Here is a 21,941-nt window from a genome sequence, read left to right as displayed (position 1 = left end):
TCCTCAAATAGCCTTTTAGTAAGGAATTTTAATCCAAAATCTTAAATACCTCATTAGTAAGAGACTCCCGCCAAACAATAACAACGACAAACTGTTTATTATCGTCAGTGACCTTATCTTAGCGAAAATTATGACCCTTCCCATATGGAAATCTCAGACTAAATTGATCTCGGACGTGATTGAACAATTGCGCTCTTGTTGTCAAGTTAATATACAGTCTACTTGGCTATACCAAGAATCTCACCTGAATATTACTGAAATTAATGTATCTAATTTTGCTAATTGGCCAATAGCCCAGTTAAATGCTAAAGAACATATTGCTTGGACAGGCGGGAAAAAAGTCCTTTGGCTGGTGCAAACAGTGGTAGTTCCCTCGGATTTACATGGGTATCCGTTGGCTGGGTTGTCTTTGCGGTTGGCTTTGGGTTGGTGGGCTGATGCGGCTGAGATTTATGTGAATGGGGAGTTAGTTCTGGAGGGTGATTTATTTGATTGTTGGCCGCGAGTGCTTTTGAGTCCAGGGGTGACTCCTGGTGAAGAATTTATTGTGGCTTTGCGATTGGTGAGTCCTGGGCATGATAATGGTGCTTTAGTGCGATCGCTCTTGGTTTTTGAGTCTGATGATGGGGTAACTCCGGGTTTTGTGGCTGATGAGTTGGCGGTGGTACAGCTTTGTGTGGAAAGGTTAGCGCCTGAAAGGTTGGCTGAGTTGGCTGAGGTGGTGGGGGAGATAATAAACCCTCAAGGCGCGAAGGAAGAGTTCATAAAAATATTACGGGAAAGGTTAATTGAGTCGGATTTTTTGGCTGCTTGTGGGTGGGGTAAGGAAAAAGGGAAGATATATTTAGTGGGTCATGCTCATTTAGATTTAGCATGGCTTTGGACTGTGAGTGAAACTTGGCGGGCGGCGCAAAGTACTTTTGAGTCGGTGTTGAAGTTACAAGCAGATTTTTCCGAGTTGATTTTTTGTCACTCTACGCCGGCGCTTTATGCTTGGGTGGAAGAACACCGTCCTGATTTATTTGGGGCTATTCAAGCAGCGGTGGCGGCTGGATGTTGGGAAGTTGTGGGCGGTTTGTGGGTGGAACCGGAATTGAATTTGATTTCTGGTGAATCCATAGTCCGACAGTTATTGTATGGACAGCGCTATGTATTAGAAAAGTTCGGTAAGTTGTCTACTGTGGCTTGGTTACCCGATACCTTTGGGTTTTGTGCGACTTTACCGCAGTTTTTGGTGAATGCGGGGATTGAGTTTTTTGTGACTCAGAAGTTGCGCTGGAATGACACAACTAAGTTTGATTATGGGGCTTTTTGGTGGCGATCGCCTGATGGTAGTGAAATTTTTAGTGTCATGTCTGCACTCATCGGTGAAAGCATTGATCCGGTGAAAATGGCATCATATTTATGTGAATGGCAAACCCAAACCGATTTACAAGACGCACTTTGGCTTCCCGGTGTCGGTGACCACGGCGGCGGCCCCACCCGTGATATGTTAGAAACTGCCCAACGCTGGCAAAAATCCCCCCTCTTCCCAGATTTAGAATTTACCTCTTCAGAAAAATATCTCCAACAAATCAAAACTCATTCCCCATTTCCCACCTGGAATGACGAACTATACTTAGAATTTCATCGTGGTTGCTACACCACCCACGCAGACCAAAAGCAGTGGAATCGACGTTGTGAAGATTTGTTGTATCAAGCTGAATTATTTGCGACTTTAGCCACAGTATGCTGTGGTGTGTCATATCCCCAAGCCGAAATAGAAACCGCTTGGAAGCAGGTATTATTTAACCAGTTTCATGATATTTTGCCTGGTTCTTCCATTACCCAAGTTTATCAAGATGCCCTACCAGAGTGGCAACAAGTGGAACAAGTAGGAACCAATATATTACAACAATCATTGCGGGCGATCGCATCACAAGCTATTTTACCACCACCACCCCACCCTGAAGCTAAAGCCATCTTCGTATTCAATGCTCTCAATTGGCAACGTTCTGAGGTAGTAGAAATTGTTTTCCCAGATGGCGAATTTGGGCAAATTTATGACATGGAGGGAAATGAGGTACTCTCTCAAAGCTGTTTTAGTGGCGAAATACCCAGCATATCAGTCTCCTTTTTCGCCAATGATATTCCGGCTTGTGGTTATCGTGTCTTTTGGTTATGTCCCGGTAAACCTAACCTACAATCTTCTGAACAACCACAAGAAAACTATGTGTTAGAAAACGAGTATTTGCGAGTTACAGTTGACGAACTAACAGGTGATTTAGCCAGCGTTTTTGACAAAATTCAGCAGCGCGAAGTTCTCAATGGTTTAGGAAATCAACTACAAGCCTTTCAAGATAGTGGTCAATACTGGGATGCTTGGAATATTGACCCTAATTATGCTCAACATCCTTTACCACCAGCCAAACTTTCAGCTATTTCTTATCTAGAACCAGGAGAATTGCGTAGTCGTGTGCGTGTGGTGCGAACAATCGGTAAATCAGAATTTTGCCAAGATTATATTCTCGAAAAAGGTTCTGCTATTCTCAAAATTAAAACAACTGTTGATTGGCGAGAAAATCAAGTAATGGTGAAAGCGGCTTTTCCTTTAAATGTGGAAGCAGATTTTGCTACATACGAAATTCCCTGCGGTGCAATTCGTCGCCCCACCCAACCCCAGACACCCGCAGAAAAAGCCAAATGGGAAGTCCCGGCGTTACGTTGGGCCGACTTAACTGGGGAAACTTACGGTGTGAGTTTGCTGAATGATTGTAAATACGGTTACGACAGTCAACCCAATCAATTACGCTTAACATTACTACGCAGTCCGCATTGGCCAGACCCAGAAACTGACCGAGGCTTTCATGAATTTACCTATGCTTTGTATCCTCACGCTGGTACCTGGGAATCAGCCCATACAGTCAAGCGTGGTTATGAATTAAATATCCCGTTACAAGTGATAGTAAATTCATTCAACACTCAAAATTCCAGCATTAGCGCTTCCCAAGGTGTAAGTTTTCTCGATTTAGCAGCTGAAAATTTAATTTTAATGGCCTTAAAGCCAGCAGAAGATAATCCTCAGCAGTTAATTTTACGCTGTTATGAATGTCACGGAGAAACAGCCGAGTTATCTTTGCAAAGTGATTTAGAGATGAGTTTAGGCGATACAGTAGATTTATTAGAACGTTCCTCATCTCAACCACAAAGTTTAACTATCCAGCCTTGGAAGATTGCTAGCTTCCAGGTAGTGCTGAATAAACCTTTAAGTAAGTAGGCGAGAAAAAATTAAACTATGTTAAGCAATGTAAAATAATTAAAATTCATTTCGTAGTAAGGGCTTTAGCCCTTATTTGAGGACTAAAGTCCTCACTCTTCGAGTGATGCCTCCGGCACGCTGACGCGAACGTTAGTCGCTCATGGGGGAGACCCCCAAGATCGCGCTAACTCACTACAAACCTTTAATTATTTACGCCGTCCTACTTAGAATAATAACAATTGTGGAACAGGTATCTTGTCTGTTCCACTATAATAATAACTTGCTTATAGCATTGCCCAAGTAACTGAATTTAATTTTAACCCCTAACATTCAAAAAAGAATTTATTCTAGAAACAGCATATCTAACACTCTTTTCATCAGTATATTCTGGATTAATAGGAATCTCCTCATAAGATTGCAACACAATTACAGCGCGATAAAGCTGGGAATATTTAAATTTTTTGTCTCGAATATCTACACGGAGAATCTTTTCTAGCGGTTCCTCTATAATTTGTTGACCACGCAAACCCTTGCGTTCTATAAGTAGTTTATTCATACTTTTATAAAAAGTACAGTTGCTGACAGGTGATGTGGCGACAAAACCATTAATAATCATCACCAATAATATACCTAAAATTACAAAATACAAAAAGCCAAATTGATTTTTACTAACGAATAAAGATTGCTGTTTAGAATAAATAAAATTGTTAATTTGCTGGACAACCTGTTGATTTTCTTGATAACTCAGATTAGATATTAAGTAACGATTCCCCAGGGAAGTAACAATAATTACTTGATGACTACTCCCACCCCTACTTTGTCTAGTAGTTTTAACATAGGCTTCCTGTATATCAAAAATTCTTAGCCGTTCCTTCCTACCCAGCAAACTAGAACGCCTCAATTCACAGTTTAGTTGATCAGATAGAGGGCGATCGCCTAAAACGCGCGCTCCGCGATCGCAAGTTAATCTAGCGGACGCAAATTCAAAAAATATACAGTAAATTAAAAAACCCCAGCAGCCAATAAAAAGACACGCCCCACTTAACCATTTATTGACTGGTCTGTGCTGTAACCGCAATCGGGTACGAGTTTCTTCTACAATTTTCATCGGGTTGGAGTATAAAAGACTTAACTCATATCTTGAGTATTCCCCTAAAACTCAATTGACTTATCACTAAGTACAAATACATATTCTGTATGCCAGAAATACAACTCCAACCTGCAAAAAAGCTATCTCGACGGATAGCAAGTCGAGTCACTTTATTAGTCCTAGCTGGCTTGTTAGGAATGCAAAATACTCCACCAGCACAGTCTCAGCCAGCAACTACACTTCTGCCATTTTTCGATAATGTAAACAATCCTGTTCCTGTAGGATTCCCCAGAGGGCAAAAATTAGACATTACACCACCCCCACCTCTACTTAATTCTTTTGACCAAGCTGTCCTCAAAATCTGCGGCCCTATAGGAACAAGAGTCACCCCCAATAAATTTAAACAGTTGTTGTCTTCTTACCCAGATGTATTGCAGAAGCTTCAGACAGATAACGGCGGGGAGCTACGTCCTGGACGCAAGAATAAAACCGAATTTTTAGAAGATTTAAGTGATATTTGGTTTAAAAATCGGGGCTTTGAACATATTTTTTGTGGAGAAATCAAGAGCGCTAATGATATTGGTGGCTTGCATTTTTACGGTAGATATTTACAGTTACAAAATGAGGGAATTGGCGGACGCTTACCAAATAATCAAAGGCGAGAGGAAGTTGTCCCTGGTGTAATTTATACAATGGGTGTAGTTATTCAACAAGGAAACCGCACAATCACAGATGTTATTAAAGGCTACAGCTACCTCAGTAATGCTCAAGAAATGCTTTTAGATGCTACCAAAATCTTTAAGCTCCAAGGAAATTCTGAGGGAGCGTGTATTTTCAATGTCCGCGACCAGGATACTGGAAAAACTTTTCCCAAAGTTTTTGTGCGGAGACAGAAGGCTATAGTTACGTTCTACCCCGATGCTACTCCCCAAGGAGCAAAATGTAAAACTTAATTTCCTTCTTTGAGCTACCTCAGAGACAGCATCATCAATTTCTGGCAAATTGAGGATATAACCAGTTCAGAGGGTCACAGAGATGACCAACACTATCCTCAATTTCCCAACGGCTTCCGGACATCAAGTTTTAGCCGCCGCAGGTAAAAAATATCTGCGTCCCGGTGGACGAATAGCTACAGAACAATTATGCCAATGGGCGAACTTTCAGCCTGGTGAAACAGTTTTAGAATTAGCTTCTAGCTTTGGATACAGTGCAATATCTCTGGCCCAACGCTACCATGTCAAAGTAGTAGGGGTGGAAAAAAATCCTGATAGTGTAGTTCGGGCGCGAGAAAACGTCCGCACAGCTGGATTAGCAAATCAAGTTGAAATCATTGAAGGCGATATTTTTCATCTGGATGCAATACCAGAGAAGTTTGATTATGTTTTAGCTGAAGCTATTCTCACAATGCAGCCCCCAGCAGGAAAAGCCCGGCTATTAACAGAAATTCATCATCGACTGCAACCGGGAGGTAAGTTTCTCTCCCATGAATTATTAGCTACTGACAAAGAAGAAGAAATTCGCGCCGATTTAGCAAGAGTAATTCGAGTTAATTCCACACCACTTTCAGCAGCGAACTGGATTGCAGCTTGTGCAACGACAGGACTGCAAGTACAGAAATATCAAACTGGAACCATGAGTTTATTGAACTTAGAGCGGATGTTTCAAGATGAAGGTATTTTGAACACTATATATATCTTGTGGAATATCTTCACGCAGAAATCTATTCGCCAACGAGTATTAAAAATGCGCCATGTCTTCAACAAATACCGCCACGAATTAGGCTATATCATTCTCTGTGCTGTGGCTGAAGATGATGATTACTAACGACAAGTTTATTTCTGATAAACAACCAAACCAATAACAGAAAAACATGACTAATCAAACAATATCTAAGCAATCTCTCGTTACCCAATTACGAGAACAAATTGAATATCCTCGTGCTGGTGTTTTCAGCAAAGTTCTAATTCAAGATCAAGCCTGCCAATATACTCTATTTTGTTTGGCAGCTACTACGGAGATTTCCGAGCATACTTCTACTCGCAATGCCACTGTTAATGTTCTAGAAGGCAAAGGAGTACTGAATTTATCAGGTGAAGATATTACTCTTGAACCTGGAGTATTTATCTTTATGCCTGCTAATGCACCCCATGCTTTAAAAGCTGAGGAAAATTTAGCTTTCTTGCTGACACTATCTGAAAAAGTAACAAATAAATAGGATTTTTTTCAAATGTCATTATTAGTTTCAACTTTCACTCAACATCTAGATATTTCTCCAATTCAATTAGAAGCTATCTTCTCAAAACCACTAACTGAGTTTCTTAATTCACCTGAGTTGCAAGAAAAACTAAATAGCTTAGATATTGATTTACTGAGGGAAACTTTACCTACAGCCGGCGCCATTTTAGCTAAGGAATTACCGTCTTTTTATTACTGGTTGAAAAATGAGTTAGATATTAAGCGGGTTCCTGATAGCTCAGACCACACAACAAAATGGGTTGTTGATTTTGTGAATAATCAGGAAAGTCTCACCCATTTGGTTCAATTACACCGTCCAGTTCCTCGTATGGCTTTAGAAGCTGCTGTTCCTCGGTTGGTAGGAATGTTTGCAGGTGTAGAAAATGAGCTAATCAGACAAGAATGGCAAAAAGCTGTGGCTGCATTATGTTTAGTTTTAGTAGTTGCAGCCCGTGAACAAGATAAGTCAAGTTTAGTAGCCCTTTAGTGAAATAAGATGCCACTTAGTTTTGATGATCCGGAGCATCAAGACATAAATAACTGTGATTCTGAAATATAAATTTCTCAGTCTATAGGAAAAATTATGCCGATAATTAATAAATAATGTAAATAGATAATATAGTGCCACTATGCCATATTTAACATTATTTAATTTAAACCTAAAATTGCTCCCTGCTAAGTTATGATGCGTTTTGTTGCGTTTTTTAGTCAAAAACAAATAATTAGAATAAATAATTAAAATCATAGACATAACACATCAGTGCTGCACCAGTAGATTGAATACTGTTTTTAGTATTCATGTTCTTATTTAGCAGCAACTTTAACTAAAGTCGTCAGATCTAGACCGCTGAATATTCTCTGAAAAAAAAGTGAGATTTATTTTTAGAGGATATATACTTGGATGATTTCTCAATAGTTTTCAATTTAAGCTGCTAGGGTTTTGCTCTTTGCATAAATTACTGACCACATAAAAGAGGAGTTAAAAAACTATGAAAACACTTGTTAATTTAACCCACCAATCAGTCCTAGGAGAGATTGAAAGTGTCTTGGATACATATCCATATCACTATCAACAAGCTTTTGCACTTTCTGACTTACGCCAAGAGTTAATTACTTTTGTTCTCAACCGCGTACCCCGCATTTATAAAGCCGTATCTGAAGAACAAATTTATCTGCCAGATTTACCAGAAGAAAGCTTATTAAGTCACAAGTTACCCCGCAGTCCTTTAGGGCAGCAAATACACCTGCAAAACTTGATTCATCAAGGTATTTGCTCTATCATGCAAGAAAAGTCAGATTGGATTAACCTTCATCTTTGTGAAACAGTTCAGACAGGTTGTGAACCGTCTCATTGGTTTGGTTAATTCTCCTGAAAAGATTATGCTTTTCTAGTGAAATACCCACCTCTATCGAGTAACAAATTTTTCGCGGTATCTGGAAAACCTCTCTCTAAATCTCTCTCCTTGTAGGAGAGAGACTTTGAATTTCTAATATAGTAGTAAGTTAAATTGAGATAATAAAACAAAAATACAAGTCTGTAAACTGTCATACCCACAAAAAAATAGAGAAACATAACTTATATAATGTGGTCTACTTGGTATGAATTTAGTTGACTAATGAATAGATGTCGTTTCAGTTTATCAGTACTTGGATTAATTGCTACTAGTTTGGTTTCGGATTTGATGATTCAGCCAGTAACGGCTAATACTGCTGATTTACAAACTCAAGATGATTTGTTTCTGGATTACCAACTTGTCAATAACATCATTGACTTAGAGAAATTCTGTACAGACTATCCCTTCAATACTCGTTGTCATCAACTTTCTGAACCAGCTTCACAACCAGAAATAGTTGAACAGACTATTGTGAATCCTGAAATACCACAACAAAATCATGGTTGGGCTGTCACTCCGGAAGTAAGTACCTTGGGTTTAGGCGCATCAGTAATAAAATCAGTCACACCTAACCTTACTGGTAGAGTAGGTTTAAACACTGGTGCCATTGATGTCGGCAACTATCAAAGACGAGAAAATGCAGTTACTTACGAAGCTAAATTAAATCTTTTCAATGTTTCGACTGTGTTAGATTATCATCCATTTAATAACTCTGGTTTTCGCATGACCGGAGGTATTGTATTTCATAATACAGAAGTCACAGGAAACGCCAAAATTAAAAATAATCAGGTATTTGTCTACAATAATAACTTTTATACTACGGCTGATATTGAGTCTGTGAAGGGCAAGGTTGCCTTACCTAATCAAGTTGCACCGTATATTGGTATTGGTTGGGGAAATCCATTTAAAAAAGGTCAACGCTGGGGATTTTCGGCTAATTTAGGTGTAATGTTTGCTGGCTCACCCCAAGTAAATTTAACACCGAATATCAACAATGTGGCTTTGCGAAATCAAATATTGCAAGACTTCGCTATAGAAACCAAAGAACTGGAGAAGGAGCTAAAGGGATATAGTATTTATCCAGTTATATCTTTGGGAGTGTCTTATCAGTTTTAATTTGTCATTTAAAGATTTGTGGAAATCGCTTGCACAGGACATGTAGGAATACATTGTTCACAGACGATGCAGCGCGATCGCGTGAATGTCAATTTGTATGTCTCTGGGTGCAGACTCAGGGCTTCTGTGGGGCAAACCCCAGTACACAAGCCACAATGAACACAGATATCTTCATCGATGGCAATTTCACCTAAGTTATGGGAAACACTGACGTGACGCGATCGCATCCACTCAATAGCTGCATCCAATTGATCAATGTCTCCTGATAATTCCACCACCAGTTTGCCTATTTGGTTAGGGGCCACTTGGGCGCGGATAATATTTGCCGCTACATTAAATTCCTTTGCCAGTACGTAAGTGACTGGCATTTGAATGGCGCGTTTAGGAAACGTCAGAGTGACTCGTTTTTTCACAGGTTTCGCAGAGGGTTTGTTCTGTTGTAGCGTACAAACAACTCCAGAGGGGGCATAGGAGAAAGAGGTACACTAAAATAATGACCGTGCTTAATAAGTTTTAATAAATTTGTTATGACTACAGAATCATCTATTAATTCTTCTGCCAAGCCAGAAACTACAACTGGGGCGCGTGTGAGAAATTTCTTAATTGCCATAGTGGCGATCGCTCTTAGTGTAGCTTTAGTCTTGGGATTACAAACTGAGACAAATTCGGCCTCTCTGACAGACTTAGATCAAGCATCTACACCCCTAGAAGTCGCTATTAGCAACGGCAAACCCTCAATCGTGGAATTTTATGCTAATTGGTGTACTGTTTGCCAAAAAATGGCCCCAGATATAGCCCAACTAGAACAGGAATATACTGACAAGGTTAACTTTGTCATGTTGAACGTAGATAATACCAAATGGCTACCAGAAATGTTGAAATACCGTGTAGATGGTATTCCTCATTTTGTATTTTTAGATAACAACGGAGAAACCATCGCACAGGCTATCGGTGATCAAACCCACACAGTCATGGCCAGTAACTTAGAAGCTTTAGTTGCTGGTTCATCCTTACCCTATGCCCAAACTAGCGGGCAAGTTTCCAAATTTTCCGCCCCAGTTGCACCAGCTAACAGTCAAGATGACCCCCGCAGTCATGGTAGTCAGGTAGTGAACTGACGAAGGTTTCCACAATCTAACGTGCGCCTCCGTGGGAGACTGCACGTTAATAATGACGGATTAACCTTAAAAAGCCTCTGGTGGTGCGATACCCGATCTCAGGCTGATGCCAACATTACTAGACTGTAACCCTGGTTTAACAGTTACTTCAGACTTAGGAGATGATTGAGGAGTAGAAGCAGACGGGGGATTCATCACCTCCGGATTCAGGGCCCTACCATTATCAGCAGGCTGAGATATCAAAGATAATCCTCCTACTGCCCCAGCGACAAGGGCTGTATAGCCGAAATACAAATGCAGAGGGCGTACTTCTAGTCCCAATCTTCCAGTAGTTTTTGGGGAATGATGCCAAGATGGTATGACTGATGTTGCCATATTGGGTATTGGTAAAGAAGCAGCTAGATTAGTGCCATTTAGTCCCAAAGAGTTCCCCATAACTCGAATAAATCCACGTACCAAGGTATCTTCTGGCAATGATTCTAAGTTGCCATTTTCTATGGCTTCCATCTGATGAATTGGTATGTGAGTATATATATTTAGTTGTTTTAAAGAAAGGCGTTGAGATTCACGAGCTTGCCTAAGTTGCTGACCGATTTGGCACATAGTGGTTAAGCGCTGTTCGGCTGCCGTTTCCTTGGCTATTTCGGTTTTAGAGGGTGTTTTGTTGGGCTTGAACCATTGCATCAGTGTTTTACCTGGAAAGTCGATTTCTGAGTTGCTGAATGGATTAACAGTAGTTGTAGATGATACCTTTGTTTGAGTAGCATTTATACTACTGTTTATATTGTCTCCTTTAATACTTGATCCGTCACTAGTCTTGGCTAATTTTACACTTGGTGAAAGACTATCAGTATCTGTATGGTCTATATTTTGTGGATGTTCTGTCAATTTTTGATGTTGTGCAAATTGCTGGAAGGCTAAACCAATAGCCTCTCTACCCACAGCTTTAAGCAAAATCTTGGCTTGTTCTGCTGAAGACCCCAACAACTTTTGTACTGTTGCGATCGCCTGCTGATAAACTTTACTGCTATGAAGTTCAGTTTCAATCTCACCTAAGAGCGATCGCAATTTATCTTGAGAAATTTTAATACTGTGATTTCCTGGAATAGTTAATAAATACACAGGTGTCATAGTCATGATGTAAGTCGCTCCCGGCATTCAGGCAAAAAAATTTAAATCTTTATAATTTGTCGTTTTCTTAGCTGCAATATCCGGATATTTTGGCACTTTTTATACTTTACTTCTTTAAACCTAGTAAATATACTGAATTAAAAATAATTCTGAATTTCTAAAATCTTGGTTTGCGGCAAATGCGCCTCGGTTTCAATATAGACATAAGATATAGAAAAGACTTACGCCGGATTGTCATAGTGGTCAAGTTATTCGCCATCGAATATTAGTTTATCCGAAGGAGAAAACGTTAAATTGACGAACCACTCATTTTGCTTGTATTCGTTTATTTTCTTCGGGATTATTTTTGCCCGATACTTTCTGATTGCAGGGGGAGCGTACTTGCTCTTTTATTTGGTTCTCGGAAAGTTTCTTGCTAAACGGAGTTTGCGTTTAAAGCCACCGGTGAGTCGGTTGATTTGGCAGGATATCAAACTATCAATTCTCTCTGCGGTGATTTTTGCTCTTTGTGCAGCGCTGATCATCTCAGAATACGATTTGGGAGTAACTCTCTTGTACACTGACTTACGTGAATATGGACTGTGGTATTTAGCAGTCAGTTTTGTGGCGTTGCTTATTCTTCAGGATACATACTTTTACTTTATTCATCGGATCTTTCACAACCGCTGGCTTTTTAGATGGATACATTTTGGACACCACTCTTCAATAGATCCCACACCTTGGAGTTCCTTCGCATTTGATCCGCCAGAGGCGATTATACAGGCGCTCTTCTTTGTAGGTGTAGTCTTCCTAGTCCCGCTCCATTTCATTACTTTAGTTGCCGCGCTGATGACCATGACCATATGGGCAGTGTTTAATCATCTGGGATTCGAGCTATTTCCCTCGTCGTTCAAAAGCCACTGGCTCGGAAAGTGGTTCATCGGCCCGACACATCACTCAATACATCATCGCCAGTACACTATCCACTACGGCTTGTATTTTACGTTGTGGGACAAACTGCTAGGTACTCAAGACCTTAATTATGAAGGTGATTTACATCGCTAAAATTTTCCTTGGTTGGGATAAAACTAAGGGTTTTTAATGTTGGTTTACCCCACAGTAATTATTTAGTAACTATGAGCTTTTACCTGTTGAACAAAAGACTTCACCCATTGCAGATATTCCACACCAGCGACTACAGCAGTATCATTATGGTCTGCGGCTGGAACTAAAAATAGTTTTTTCGGTTCAGGAGCAGCGCTATATAATTGTTGGCTCATAAAAGATGGCACAGTAGTGTCGGCAGTACCGTGAATGAATAAAGCTGGCATTTTTAACTGTGGTACTTTTTTAATAGATTCAAACCGTTGATTTAGAAGTAAATTTACAGGGAAAATCCGAAACAAGTTTCTATAAGCCACTACATCCCGGATAGAGGTAAACGAGCTTTCCACAATTAATCCCGCAGCTTCTGGATGTTTGACTGCCAAATCAATAGCTATTGCACCACCCAGAGAATGACCGTAAAGAAAAATTCTACTTGGTGAAATCTGTTTCTCTTGTGTCAGGTAATTCCACGCTACAACGGCATCTTCATAAACCCGCTTTTCATTAGGAAACATCCCTTCACTGCGACCATACCCGCGATAATCAATTAGGAGTACGGAAAATCCCAGTTGATGAAACCTCTTGGCATGACCAATGTTTGCACCAATATTAATGCCGTTACCGTGCAGATACAACAAGACTTTCTCATCTGGCTGCTGGGCTTTGAGCCACCAACCATGAACTAGTTCCACCTTACCTGAACTAACTGGTACAGGTAACCATACTTCCTCGTATGGCAGATTAAAAAACTCTGGTGTCTTTTCAATAACATTAGAGGGAAAGAAGATTAACCGCGGCTGTTTAACAACCAGAAACACACAAATGGCAAGGTAGGCGGTAAGTGCAACTACCTCTACCATAAGTAGCAACTTAAAACACAATTGCATTGAAAATTGCAGTTTTTTTATATTCATGCACTAGGATTTATACTTTAACAAATATTTATCAAAAAGAACTCTTTATAAAGCAAGCGAAGTCGGTATTTTCCCTATAAAATTATCTCAATATTGTGAATAGTACAAATATTGACTACACGTAAGTAATATTGCTTATGTAAAGTCAAGATTTAGTCATTAAGAGGAGAAGACTGTGAAGCTCGCAAATGAAGCTCAACAAGAGCAATTACAGGAAATAACTCAATATTTACGCAAAGTCAGACAAGATAGATCCATACGTATAGAAGAAATAGCTGCACGCACAAACATTCAATTAACTGTCTTGAAAGCCTTAGATGCAGGAAAATTTGAAGAACTGCCTGAACCTGTATATGTTCAAGGATTTATCCGTCGTTATGGGGATGCTGTAGGATTAGACGGAGCGACTTTAGCTAATACTTTGACAATTAACGATTTTCCTCAATACGCTACTTATAATAATAGTCAAAATTTAGACAAGAAAACAACCACATACATACCTAATTTTGTTCCCTACGTTCTCTTATTAGCACTTGCTGCTGTCGGAGTGATCTATGTACTCAATTCAAAAGTGATCACAGAATTTATAGCGAAAAAACAAAACTCAGTTACCACTCAAGCAGCAACAACAACACCTGTAACGCCTACAGATGAACCCTTGGCTCAGATACAGAACTCAGTCTCAACTTCCGAAACAACACCGTTGCTCATAGCTCCTCCCCAAAAGCCAGCCAACACAGATAATGTGGAAGTGAGTTTAGAACTTCAAGGTAAATCATGGTTACAAGTAACTGTAGATGATAAGACCGAATTTATGGGGAATTTAAACAAGGGCGCACAGAGAACTTGGACAGCAAAAGAAAAATTGACTGTACGCTCTGGTAATGCCGGTGCTGTATTGATTTCTGTGAATCAGCAACCAGCAAAACCTTTTGGGGATGACGGTGATATTAAGGAAGTTACCTTCACAACGGAAACTTATGCTCAACAGTAATTAACCTTAGTTCTGGATAATCTGAAACCTTGATTATGTCATTAGTTCGGATCAATCTTTATAATCTGTCCGCAGCGATACGTGGTAAGCGTAGCCATGCCCGTCAGGGCTTTACGCTTTGGCGATACACAAGGGTTTTGGGATTACTTCCCTGCGGTCGCAATGACAAGTTTTCTAGCGGAATGATATTTAGCCCTTAACCCGAACTGACTTTAATTAGGGGATCAGGGGATGAGGAAAATTTTGGTCAATTTTCTCCCCTATTCCCTATTCCCTACTCCCCACTCTTAAGATATTTGCGGCTGTTCTAAATGCCACTTAGTTGATTGCTCATAGGCATAAGCTACCTGAAGTAGTTGGTCTTCTCGTAAAACTTTGCCAATAAGTTGCAATCCAATAGGTAGCCCTTGGTCATCAAAACCACAAGGTACACTTATACCCGGTAAACCTGCAAGATTTACTGGAATAGTCATTAAGTCATTCAAGTACATACTCAAGGGATCAGTAACTTTTTCCCCGGCTTTAAACGCTGTGGTGGGAGCAGTGGGACAAACTAATACATCGACTGTCTTAAATGCTCTTTCAAAATCTTGTTTAATCAAGGTGCGGACTTTTTGTGCTTTCAAATAATAGGCATCGTAATAGCCAGCAGAAAGGGCGTAGGTACCAATCATAATCCGGCGTTTAACTTCTGCACCAAAACCCGTGGAACGGGTACGAGTATACATAGATAACAAATTATCTGCATCCTCAGCACGTAACCCATATTTCACACCATCGTAACGAGCAAGGTTAGCTGATGCTTCTGATGGGGCGATGATGTAGTAGCTAGGTACGCCATAGCGAAAGTTGGGACAGGAGATTATATGAATCTCTGCACCTAAACTTTGTAATTGATCAATGGCTTTGGTGACAGCTTGCTCGACAACAGAGTCTAAACCTTCTCCAAAAGTTTCTTTAATTACCCCAATACGCAACTTGGCTCTAGCTTTCAAGTCCGGTTTTAGGCTACTAACATAATCAGGGATTTCCACTTTGAGGCTGGTAGAGTCTTGCGGATCGTAACCTGCGATCGCCTGCAATAATATGGCTGTATCTTCTACTGAGCGTCCAAATGGGCCAATTTGATCTAAAGATGAAGCATAAGCCACTAAACCATAGCGAGAAACCAAGCCATAAGTCGGTTTCATCCCCACTACACCGCAAAAAGATGCAGGTTGACGAATAGAACCACCAGTATCAGAACCCAGAGATACTACACATTCATCAGCCGCCACAGCCGCCGCTGAACCCCCAGAGGAACCACCGGGAACCCGTGATGTATCCCAAGGGTTAGCAGTAACTTGATAGGCAGAATTTTCTGTGGAACTACCCATAGCAAACTCATCCAAGTTGGTTTTACCCACAACTACAGCCCCCGCATCCAGCAACTTTTGTGTCACTGTAGATTCATAAGGCGGCACAAAATTTTCCAAAATCCGGGAGGCGCAAGTAGTGGGAATCCCCTTGGTACACATATTGTCCTTCACACCAATGGGAATACCTGCTAGCAGTCCTATTTCTTCGCCAGCAGCGATTTTTGCATCCACAGCACGAGCCTGTTCTAGTGCTTTTTGTGCCGTTACATGTAGAAAACTGTGTAATTTCGGCTCTAATGCTTGAATACGATCTAAAGCTTCTTGGGTAATTTCAACAGCAGAACGTTCCTTTTGAATTAGCTGTTCGTGCAGCTCGCGGATGGATGCCATGATTGCTCTCTTTGTGACTCAAGTGATTGATTTTATTACATATTCCAGGGTACTGGGTATTGGGGAGTAGGGAGTGGGGAGTGGGGAGTGGGGAGTAGGGAGTGGGGGACAAGAATAAAAATACTTCCTCATCTCTCTTGTGCTGACTAAGTTAAACTATTAAATCTAGAAATGAGCATAAGGGTTAGGAAAGATGGTCAAAATAGTTGCTCGTAAATCTGTGGCTAAGGAGAATGTCTATGACATTGGGGTGGCGCGTGACCATAATTTTGCTATTAAAAATAATTTGATTGCTTCTAATTGTTTTAATAAATCCCATTCCACTGCTTACGGATATGTAACTTATCAAACTGCGTATTTAAAAGCTAATTATCCTTTGGAGTATATGGCGGCGCTGTTAACTGCTAATAGTGGTGATACAGATAAAGTTCAAAAATATATTAACAACTGTACTAGTATGGGTATTCCCATCGATCCGCCTGATATCAATCGCTCTGGACTGGATTTTACACCAGCAGCAGGTAAGATTTTGTTCGGGTTTTCAGCAGTGCGGAATGTGGGACAAAATGCGATCGCCTGTATTCTGGAGGCTAGAAGTGAGGGAAATGAGTTTAAATCACTGGCTGATTTTTGCGATCGCGTGGATTTACGTGCTGTCAACCGTCGGACTTTGGAATCTCTAATTTACTGCGGCGCTTTTGACAAAATTGAAGCGAATCGTCAACAGTTAATCCGCGATTTAGAACTAGTATACGATTGGGCGCAGTCCCGCGCTAAAGATAGAGCTAGCGGACAAGGTAATCTATTTGATTTATTAGGTGGAGGTTTTACTAACACTAATAGTCAAGCAAAAACTAAGGCTTTTGAAGCAGTTCCTAAAGCAGAATCGGTGATGGATTTTCCTCCCCAGGAAAAATTACGCATGGAAAAAGAATTGTTGGGTTTCTATGTGTCAGATCATCCCTTAAAAGCTTTAAGACAATCAGCATCGTTGCTAACTCCTATTAATCTTTCTCAACTCAACGAACAAAGAGAAGATACTAAAGTTTGTGTGGTCATTATGTTGAATAATGTCAAAAAAGTGATCACCAAGAAAGGTGATCCAATGGCAATTTTACAAATAGAAGATTTAACTGCACAAACTGAAGCGGTGGTTTTTCCTAAAACTTATGAACGCATTAGTTTTTTACTGCAAGTTGATGTGAGGTTGATTATTTGGGGTAAAGTAGACCGCCGTGATGACCAAACACAACTGATTGTTGAAGATGCAGAACCAGTGGAAACAGTGCAAATGGTGATGGTGGAACTAAATCCTCAACAAGCCTCTGATATTGAAGAACTGCATCGCTTAAAAACAATTTTGCAAGAACAGTCAGGTGATAAAGAAAAAGCGAAAATGCCCGTGATCGGAATTATACAGTCTGATAATTCCCGAAAATTGGTGCGTTTAGGCTGGCAGTTTTGTGTGCAAGATTCTCGAATCACAGTGCAAGCTTTGCAAAATGCTAGGTTTACGGCTCATCTTAAACCACTGATTGGCAGTTCATAATTCAGTAATGACTAAATTTATAAGTATTATTACTAGAAAAATATTGGCTTAAATAGTTTTTTTAGTTACTTGTGCGGTTGGTGATTTTGCCTGCTAAGTAGTATCTTTTGATGCTATGAGTGCATAAGCGATCGCCAAGATAAGGAGCTAAAGCTGAATGATTGCAAACGATTTATATAAATTTGTTTCCTATTGCAAAAGAATCCAACCCCAAACCCAAGAAGATATTAAACAATTTTTTGAAGGGGTGATTCTTTTTCCTTATGATAAGGAACTTTTATTACAAGCTTATTTATTTTTACATATTAAAGATTTATTTCCTAAATGTTGCGAATTGCTTTTATTTGAAAAATCCCCCATTGCCGATTATACAGATTTAGGCAAATGTGATTTTGTTTATCTGACATTTGAAGGTAATTTGTTTTTAGTTGAAACCAAATTTATTGATACAGAAGCTAAAGGCGCAACAGAAAGAAAAAGAAGAAATAAGCATAGAAACAAAGTTTTTGAACAAGTTATTACGTTAAAAAGTAGATTTAGTCAATATTGGGATATCAGACTAGAACAACTAGAATGTGCGGTTTTTACAACAGATTCAGAAGTTGATTGGCGAGGAGATAGCGTAAATGTTATAACTAAATCTATCTCTATAGAGGAGCTAGAAAAGTGGCGCATAAATTATAAAAAGAGTAAACATTGTTAACTATAATTCTCATGTAAGTTGGCGAGAAAAATTTTAGGTATATGCAGAAATATAAATTATTTGCAGGGGAGGCAAAAAGTGATGTGGATATTCTTCCCGCTGTATTACCATTATTTTATGCCATAGGCTAACGAAATTCTGAGCGCAGTTTTGACGGTGCGCGACAACAAACCCTACATACTTGGTACATAATCAACAGAAAAAAAGGTATGGTCAGATGACAGAGTAGCTAATCATCAATGACCAATAACTAAGTTACTTTCATGAACGGCTGGTAGTCAGTTCCTCTTCCGTAATTACAGAACTATATATGGTATCAGCTATTCTCTTGATAAAACTGGCTGTGGGGACAGCTAAAATCAAACCTAGAAAGCCGCCAATTTTGACTCCAATGAGTAAAGAAATGACTACAATAGCTGGATTCAATCCGGTAATTCCCCCAATTAAGCGAGGAGCAACAACATTATCATTAATTTGAATAATAATGATTGATATTACTAACACTTTGACTCCTAGCCAACCATTTTGAGATGCTAGTAATAAGCTCACAAGAATAGTACTAAGTGTACCGCCAAAGGGAATAATACTTGCAAGACCGATTCCCAAACCAAAAAGTAAGCCAAAAGGGACTTGCAAAACTTCAAATGTCAGCGATAAAACTACACTGAGAATCAAAGCAATAATTGCTTGTCCTGCAAAATATCCTTGAAAACTTTGTTGTAGGGATCTTTGAATCCGCATATTCCATTCAGCCGGAAACCAGCCAAAGATTCCGTCCCAAAGTTGTTTACCATTGAGAACTAAAAGAATAGTTAGCACCACCGTGACTGAAAAATTCACAGCAATATTAATAGTGTCGAGGGTGAGATTAATGATGCGACTAGTTAAAGACCTGAGGGTAGTTGAGATTTGATTTGTTAGCTGAAGCGTAAGTCCGTTTAAATCAATAGGCAAATTTTCTAGTATCGTTTGATGCTCGATATTTTGTAATTGTGTTCTGCCTTTTTCAATCCATGCAGGCAAGCGATCGCCAAATTCTACTAGCTGTTGAAATACTACAGGCCCCAAAAAGAAAGTGATGACAGTTAAAAGTGCCAGGGCGAACAGCAAAACAAGTGCGATCGCCCAAGTTCTTGTCATTTGGCGCTGTTCTAAAAAAACAATCGGGAAGTCTAGCAAGAAAGCTGCGAGACTAGCGGTTAGCACAACACTAGGAATTGGCTGCAAGTATTGACCCAACAGTAAAATCAGCCAAATATTCAAAAAAATTACAGGAAATGTAATTCCTAAGTTAAGCCAACGGGGCAGTTTTTCACCAGACCACATATCAAGTTTTGCTCATATACTGACGCTACCGAAATCATAGCAATCTAGGAGCTATCACACCTTCTCCTTGCCCGGTTTGGCAATACCTTGTCGCCTTAAACCAGCTTCCATTTCCCTAATGAATTTCATGTCCGCCTCTAACAATGGCGGATTGTGGTTGAGGACAGGTTGCTTCTCTAGAAAACTGAATGCTTGCCGGAATTGACTGGGACTAGCGGTAATAGGTGAATCAAAATGACAGGCAATGATTTGGCGAAAATCCCAAGTGGCAACTTTATCAGCCCAGTCGATTACTTGTTTGGGTGCTTGGGGCAAAATCAGAATTTGTAAAATCGGTGCGACAAAAGGACGACCATTTCCGCGTAAAACATCAAATGATTGTTGCCAATTTTCTTGCCAACGAAAGGGAAATAACCCAAAATAAGCCTTGGGCGATCGCTTTGGTGCTTTAAAAGCATCCAGAAACATTTGCCCTAATTTAGTCATTTCTAAGGCACTAGGACGAAAATACATGGCAAATAGCGAAATGCGTTGCCATCCCTTGCGGCGATTGACTGAATTATCTGGAACTACTTCTAAGGCATGATCTCTAGCATGAAATAGCAAAGGCTCAGGATTTAATTCCAAAATAGCAGGTGGATTTTCTGGCACCGACATAATAGAGTCCGTCACCAGCAAAGTGTGCGATCGCCTGTGGAAAAATGCCACTTCTGCAAACGATCCCCGCCCCAAATTGATATCCAACACCTCATAATCGAAATCATCAGCAAAAGGCGCTTGACTACTATCTTCTGGCAGCACCTGAGTCCGCTTTCGGGGAAATCCTAGCCAATGCAAAGGTAAATTTATGGGAAAACTCCACTGATGAGGCGCTACAAAGACCTGTGCTTGGGGAAAACGTCTGGCAAAGGGGCCAACAAAGATTTTATGCTCTAAACCAGAACTAGTTGGCAGAATAATGTACTTGACTTCGCCATGTTTTTTTACCAACTCATTAACTAAGCGAACACACTCAATTGTCGGAGCCACTGGTGCATAGACAAAAAGACCGCCTGCTTGCAACTTTACAATAGTCATCCGAATCGGCACGACGGTGTAGAGAATGCCGTGCAGCTGATCAAATATCCAAATGGTATCTTTGACTATTTCCTGGCAAACTGTGCGCCGTTTACCGTAGGGATACAGCGGTAATGCAGTCCATAAATGCCATGACCAATCTTGGGGATTACTACTTGGTTGCATCCATTGTTGTGGCGGCTCATTTCCCTGCTGTGCATTCATCGTTTCATCCAGTTCTTCCTACTATCCTTTTTCTAACGTATGACAGGACTAGCCAGCGATATTTAAACAGGTGTTGATTTTTGTAAACTTTTCATGGTGATCAGTAAAACCAAAGCAATTGCCAAAATTAATGCTGTGTTCCTCAGTAAAGAAATATTCCAGTGCTTGAGTGCGATCGCCACAACTGCCCATACTGTGACTCCCGTGTAAGCAATATCTCGACGCTGGATCGCAATGATGGCAGCAATTGAGAAAGCAGCAAACAACATGATGACCGCCCATAATTCGGCAGAAATTCCCCACCCATTCCATTCTTGGAAATACAACGCACAAGCGACATTGACAACAGTCGCCACACTAATCCAAGCCAGATAAATACTGATGGGAATATGCGCGCACCACTTCTTAATTTGAGATACACGCTTTTTGCCAATTTCTAACTTCACATAAACACCAATCAGTGATAACAGAATCAACAACATGGCAATTACAGACAAAGCAAATAATCTAGAAAGAAAAAGATATACCCAAACACTTTGAGCAATTGATGCAACTACTAGTAGATATCCTGTATTACGAAAGTCTAAATCCTGTCTTTGATTAGGGAGAAACTGATAAATTGCCAATGCAAATAAACCAAGGTATATCAGCCCCCAAATTGCAAAAGCATAATTAGCAGGAACAATTAAAACATTGTTAAATAAAGTATTAGAAATTTCTCCTATACTCATGCCATTTAGAGGCATAATATTTGAGATTACATTAATTAAAAAAGCGCCGATAATTGCCAACAAAGTAGCTATCTGGCGAATCAAATCCCCGGAATTTCTAAATTTTGATTGCTGCATAGAATAAATAACTAACTTATATGATTGCTCTATATTTATCCTAAATCATTCACGAAAGCTGATAAGCTAATCGTCATTCATTTTTCCAGACTGATTCGCTTGTCGTAAGGGCTACCCCTTAGTGGTGCAGAAAACTTTTTGGAGTCTCAAGTTGAAAAAACAGTAACACG

20 protein-coding genes are annotated in these 21,941 nt (G+C 40.0%); 12 read left to right on the top strand and 8 right to left on the bottom strand.

The features are described from left to right. Positions 1 to 130 precede the first annotated feature (130 nt). Complete coding sequence (locus ACM0OS_RS18005; RefSeq protein ID WP_414544573.1) at positions 131 to 3,256, top strand: alpha-mannosidase; 3,126 nt, start codon at positions 131 to 133, stop codon at positions 3,254 to 3,256. Between the two features lie 298 nt (positions 3,257 to 3,554). On the opposite strand, the gene ACM0OS_RS18000 is transcribed toward ACM0OS_RS18005, so the two are convergent. Beyond that, positions 3,555 to 4,346 carry a hypothetical protein gene (locus ACM0OS_RS18000; RefSeq protein WP_414544572.1) on the bottom strand — a complete coding sequence of 264 codons (792 nt, stop codon included), beginning with the start codon at positions 4,344 to 4,346 and terminating at the stop codon, positions 3,555 to 3,557. 179 nt (positions 4,347 to 4,525) lie between these two features. Here ACM0OS_RS18000 and ACM0OS_RS17995 point away from each other — a divergent pair, with 179 nt between their 5' ends. The 6 genes from ACM0OS_RS17995 (at position 4,526) to ACM0OS_RS17970 (ending at position 9,073) form a co-directional block, all read left to right on the top strand. Then, entirely contained in the window at positions 4,526 to 5,281 is a 756-nt protein-coding gene (locus tag ACM0OS_RS17995; protein ID WP_414544583.1) for an EndoU domain-containing protein, read from the top strand. A gap of 82 nt (positions 5,282 to 5,363) precedes the next feature. Next, on the top strand, positions 5,364 to 6,152 hold the full coding sequence (locus ACM0OS_RS17990) for an SAM-dependent methyltransferase (protein WP_414544571.1): 789 nt from the start codon (positions 5,364 to 5,366) through the stop codon (positions 6,150 to 6,152). A 46-nt stretch (positions 6,153 to 6,198) separates the two neighbouring features. Next, positions 6,199 to 6,543 (top strand): cupin domain-containing protein, encoded by a 345-nt coding sequence (locus ACM0OS_RS17985; protein ID WP_414544570.1) that lies wholly within the window; start codon positions 6,199 to 6,201, stop codon positions 6,541 to 6,543. A gap of 12 nt (positions 6,544 to 6,555) precedes the next feature. After that, on the top strand, positions 6,556 to 7,050 hold the full coding sequence (locus ACM0OS_RS17980; protein ID WP_414544569.1) for a hypothetical protein: 495 nt from the start codon (positions 6,556 to 6,558) through the stop codon (positions 7,048 to 7,050). Between the two features lie 502 nt (positions 7,051 to 7,552). Then, a complete protein-coding gene (locus tag ACM0OS_RS17975; RefSeq protein WP_414544568.1) occupies positions 7,553 to 7,927 on the top strand; it encodes a hypothetical protein in 375 nt (124 codons plus the stop codon). A gap of 252 nt (positions 7,928 to 8,179) precedes the next feature. Then, positions 8,180 to 9,073: a hypothetical protein gene (locus ACM0OS_RS17970; protein WP_414544567.1), complete on the top strand. Its 894-nt coding sequence runs from the start codon at positions 8,180 to 8,182 to the stop codon at positions 9,071 to 9,073. Between the two features lie 8 nt (positions 9,074 to 9,081). Here the strand turns inward: ACM0OS_RS17970 and ACM0OS_RS17965 are convergent, their stop codons facing one another. Beyond that, entirely contained in the window at positions 9,082 to 9,486 is a 405-nt protein-coding gene (locus ACM0OS_RS17965; RefSeq protein WP_414544566.1) for an NIL domain-containing protein, read from the bottom strand. Positions 9,487 to 9,600: 114 nt separating this feature from the next. On the opposite strand from ACM0OS_RS17965, the gene ACM0OS_RS17960 reads away from it, so the two are divergent. Then, positions 9,601 to 10,191 carry a thioredoxin family protein gene (locus ACM0OS_RS17960; protein WP_414544565.1) on the top strand — a complete coding sequence of 197 codons (591 nt, stop codon included), beginning with the start codon at positions 9,601 to 9,603 and terminating at the stop codon, positions 10,189 to 10,191. A gap of 66 nt (positions 10,192 to 10,257) precedes the next feature. Here ACM0OS_RS17960 and ACM0OS_RS17955 read toward each other — a convergent pair whose 3' ends face one another. Further along, entirely contained in the window at positions 10,258 to 11,328 is a 1,071-nt protein-coding gene (locus ACM0OS_RS17955; RefSeq protein WP_414544564.1) for a helix-turn-helix domain-containing protein, read from the bottom strand. A gap of 420 nt (positions 11,329 to 11,748) precedes the next feature. Here ACM0OS_RS17955 and ACM0OS_RS17950 point away from each other — a divergent pair, with 420 nt between their 5' ends. Further along, a complete protein-coding gene (locus tag ACM0OS_RS17950; protein WP_414544563.1) occupies positions 11,749 to 12,366 on the top strand; it encodes a sterol desaturase family protein in 618 nt (205 codons plus the stop codon). 62 nt (positions 12,367 to 12,428) lie between these two features. On the opposite strand, the gene ACM0OS_RS17945 is transcribed toward ACM0OS_RS17950, so the two are convergent. After that, complete coding sequence (locus ACM0OS_RS17945; RefSeq protein ID WP_414544562.1) at positions 12,429 to 13,322, bottom strand: alpha/beta hydrolase; 894 nt, start codon at positions 13,320 to 13,322, stop codon at positions 12,429 to 12,431. Positions 13,323 to 13,497: 175 nt separating this feature from the next. Here ACM0OS_RS17945 and ACM0OS_RS17940 point away from each other — a divergent pair, with 175 nt between their 5' ends. Beyond that, entirely contained in the window at positions 13,498 to 14,316 is an 819-nt protein-coding gene (locus ACM0OS_RS17940; RefSeq protein WP_414544561.1) for a helix-turn-helix domain-containing protein, read from the top strand. Positions 14,317 to 14,603: 287 nt separating this feature from the next. On the opposite strand, the gene gatA is transcribed toward ACM0OS_RS17940, so the two are convergent. Next, positions 14,604 to 16,064, bottom strand: a complete 1,461-nt coding sequence (gatA, locus tag ACM0OS_RS17935) for an Asp-tRNA(Asn)/Glu-tRNA(Gln) amidotransferase subunit GatA (RefSeq protein WP_414544560.1) — start codon at positions 16,062 to 16,064, stop codon at positions 14,604 to 14,606. Positions 16,065 to 16,257: 193 nt separating this feature from the next. Here gatA and ACM0OS_RS17930 point away from each other — a divergent pair, with 193 nt between their 5' ends. Both ACM0OS_RS17930 and ACM0OS_RS17925 read left to right on the top strand, forming a co-directional pair. Further along, on the top strand, positions 16,258 to 17,613 hold the full coding sequence (locus tag ACM0OS_RS17930; protein ID WP_414544559.1) for an OB-fold nucleic acid binding domain-containing protein: 1,356 nt from the start codon (positions 16,258 to 16,260) through the stop codon (positions 17,611 to 17,613). Positions 17,614 to 17,770: 157 nt separating this feature from the next. Further along, positions 17,771 to 18,316: a hypothetical protein gene (locus ACM0OS_RS17925; RefSeq protein WP_414544558.1), complete on the top strand. Its 546-nt coding sequence runs from the start codon at positions 17,771 to 17,773 to the stop codon at positions 18,314 to 18,316. 261 nt (positions 18,317 to 18,577) lie between these two features. On the opposite strand, the gene ACM0OS_RS17920 is transcribed toward ACM0OS_RS17925, so the two are convergent. From ACM0OS_RS17920 to ACM0OS_RS17910, 3 genes are all read right to left on the bottom strand, one after another. Further along, positions 18,578 to 19,642: an AI-2E family transporter gene (locus tag ACM0OS_RS17920; protein WP_414544557.1), complete on the bottom strand. Its 1,065-nt coding sequence runs from the start codon at positions 19,640 to 19,642 to the stop codon at positions 18,578 to 18,580. Between the two features lie 54 nt (positions 19,643 to 19,696). Continuing rightward, the gene (locus ACM0OS_RS17915; RefSeq protein WP_414544556.1) at positions 19,697 to 20,923 is read right to left on the bottom strand and encodes a DUF4336 domain-containing protein; all 1,227 of its coding nucleotides are present in this window, start codon (positions 20,921 to 20,923) and stop codon (positions 19,697 to 19,699) included. A 62-nt stretch (positions 20,924 to 20,985) separates the two neighbouring features. Next, the gene (locus ACM0OS_RS17910; RefSeq protein WP_414544555.1) at positions 20,986 to 21,771 is read right to left on the bottom strand and encodes a tryptophan-rich sensory protein; all 786 of its coding nucleotides are present in this window, start codon (positions 21,769 to 21,771) and stop codon (positions 20,986 to 20,988) included. Positions 21,772 to 21,941 lie beyond the last annotated feature (170 nt).

Source organism: Nostoc sp. CCY0012, assembly GCF_963920855.1.
In the GTDB taxonomy this organism is placed as follows: domain Bacteria; phylum Cyanobacteriota; class Cyanobacteriia; order Cyanobacteriales; family Nostocaceae; genus Cyanocohniella.
This window is presented reverse-complemented; position numbering and strand designations above follow the sequence as displayed.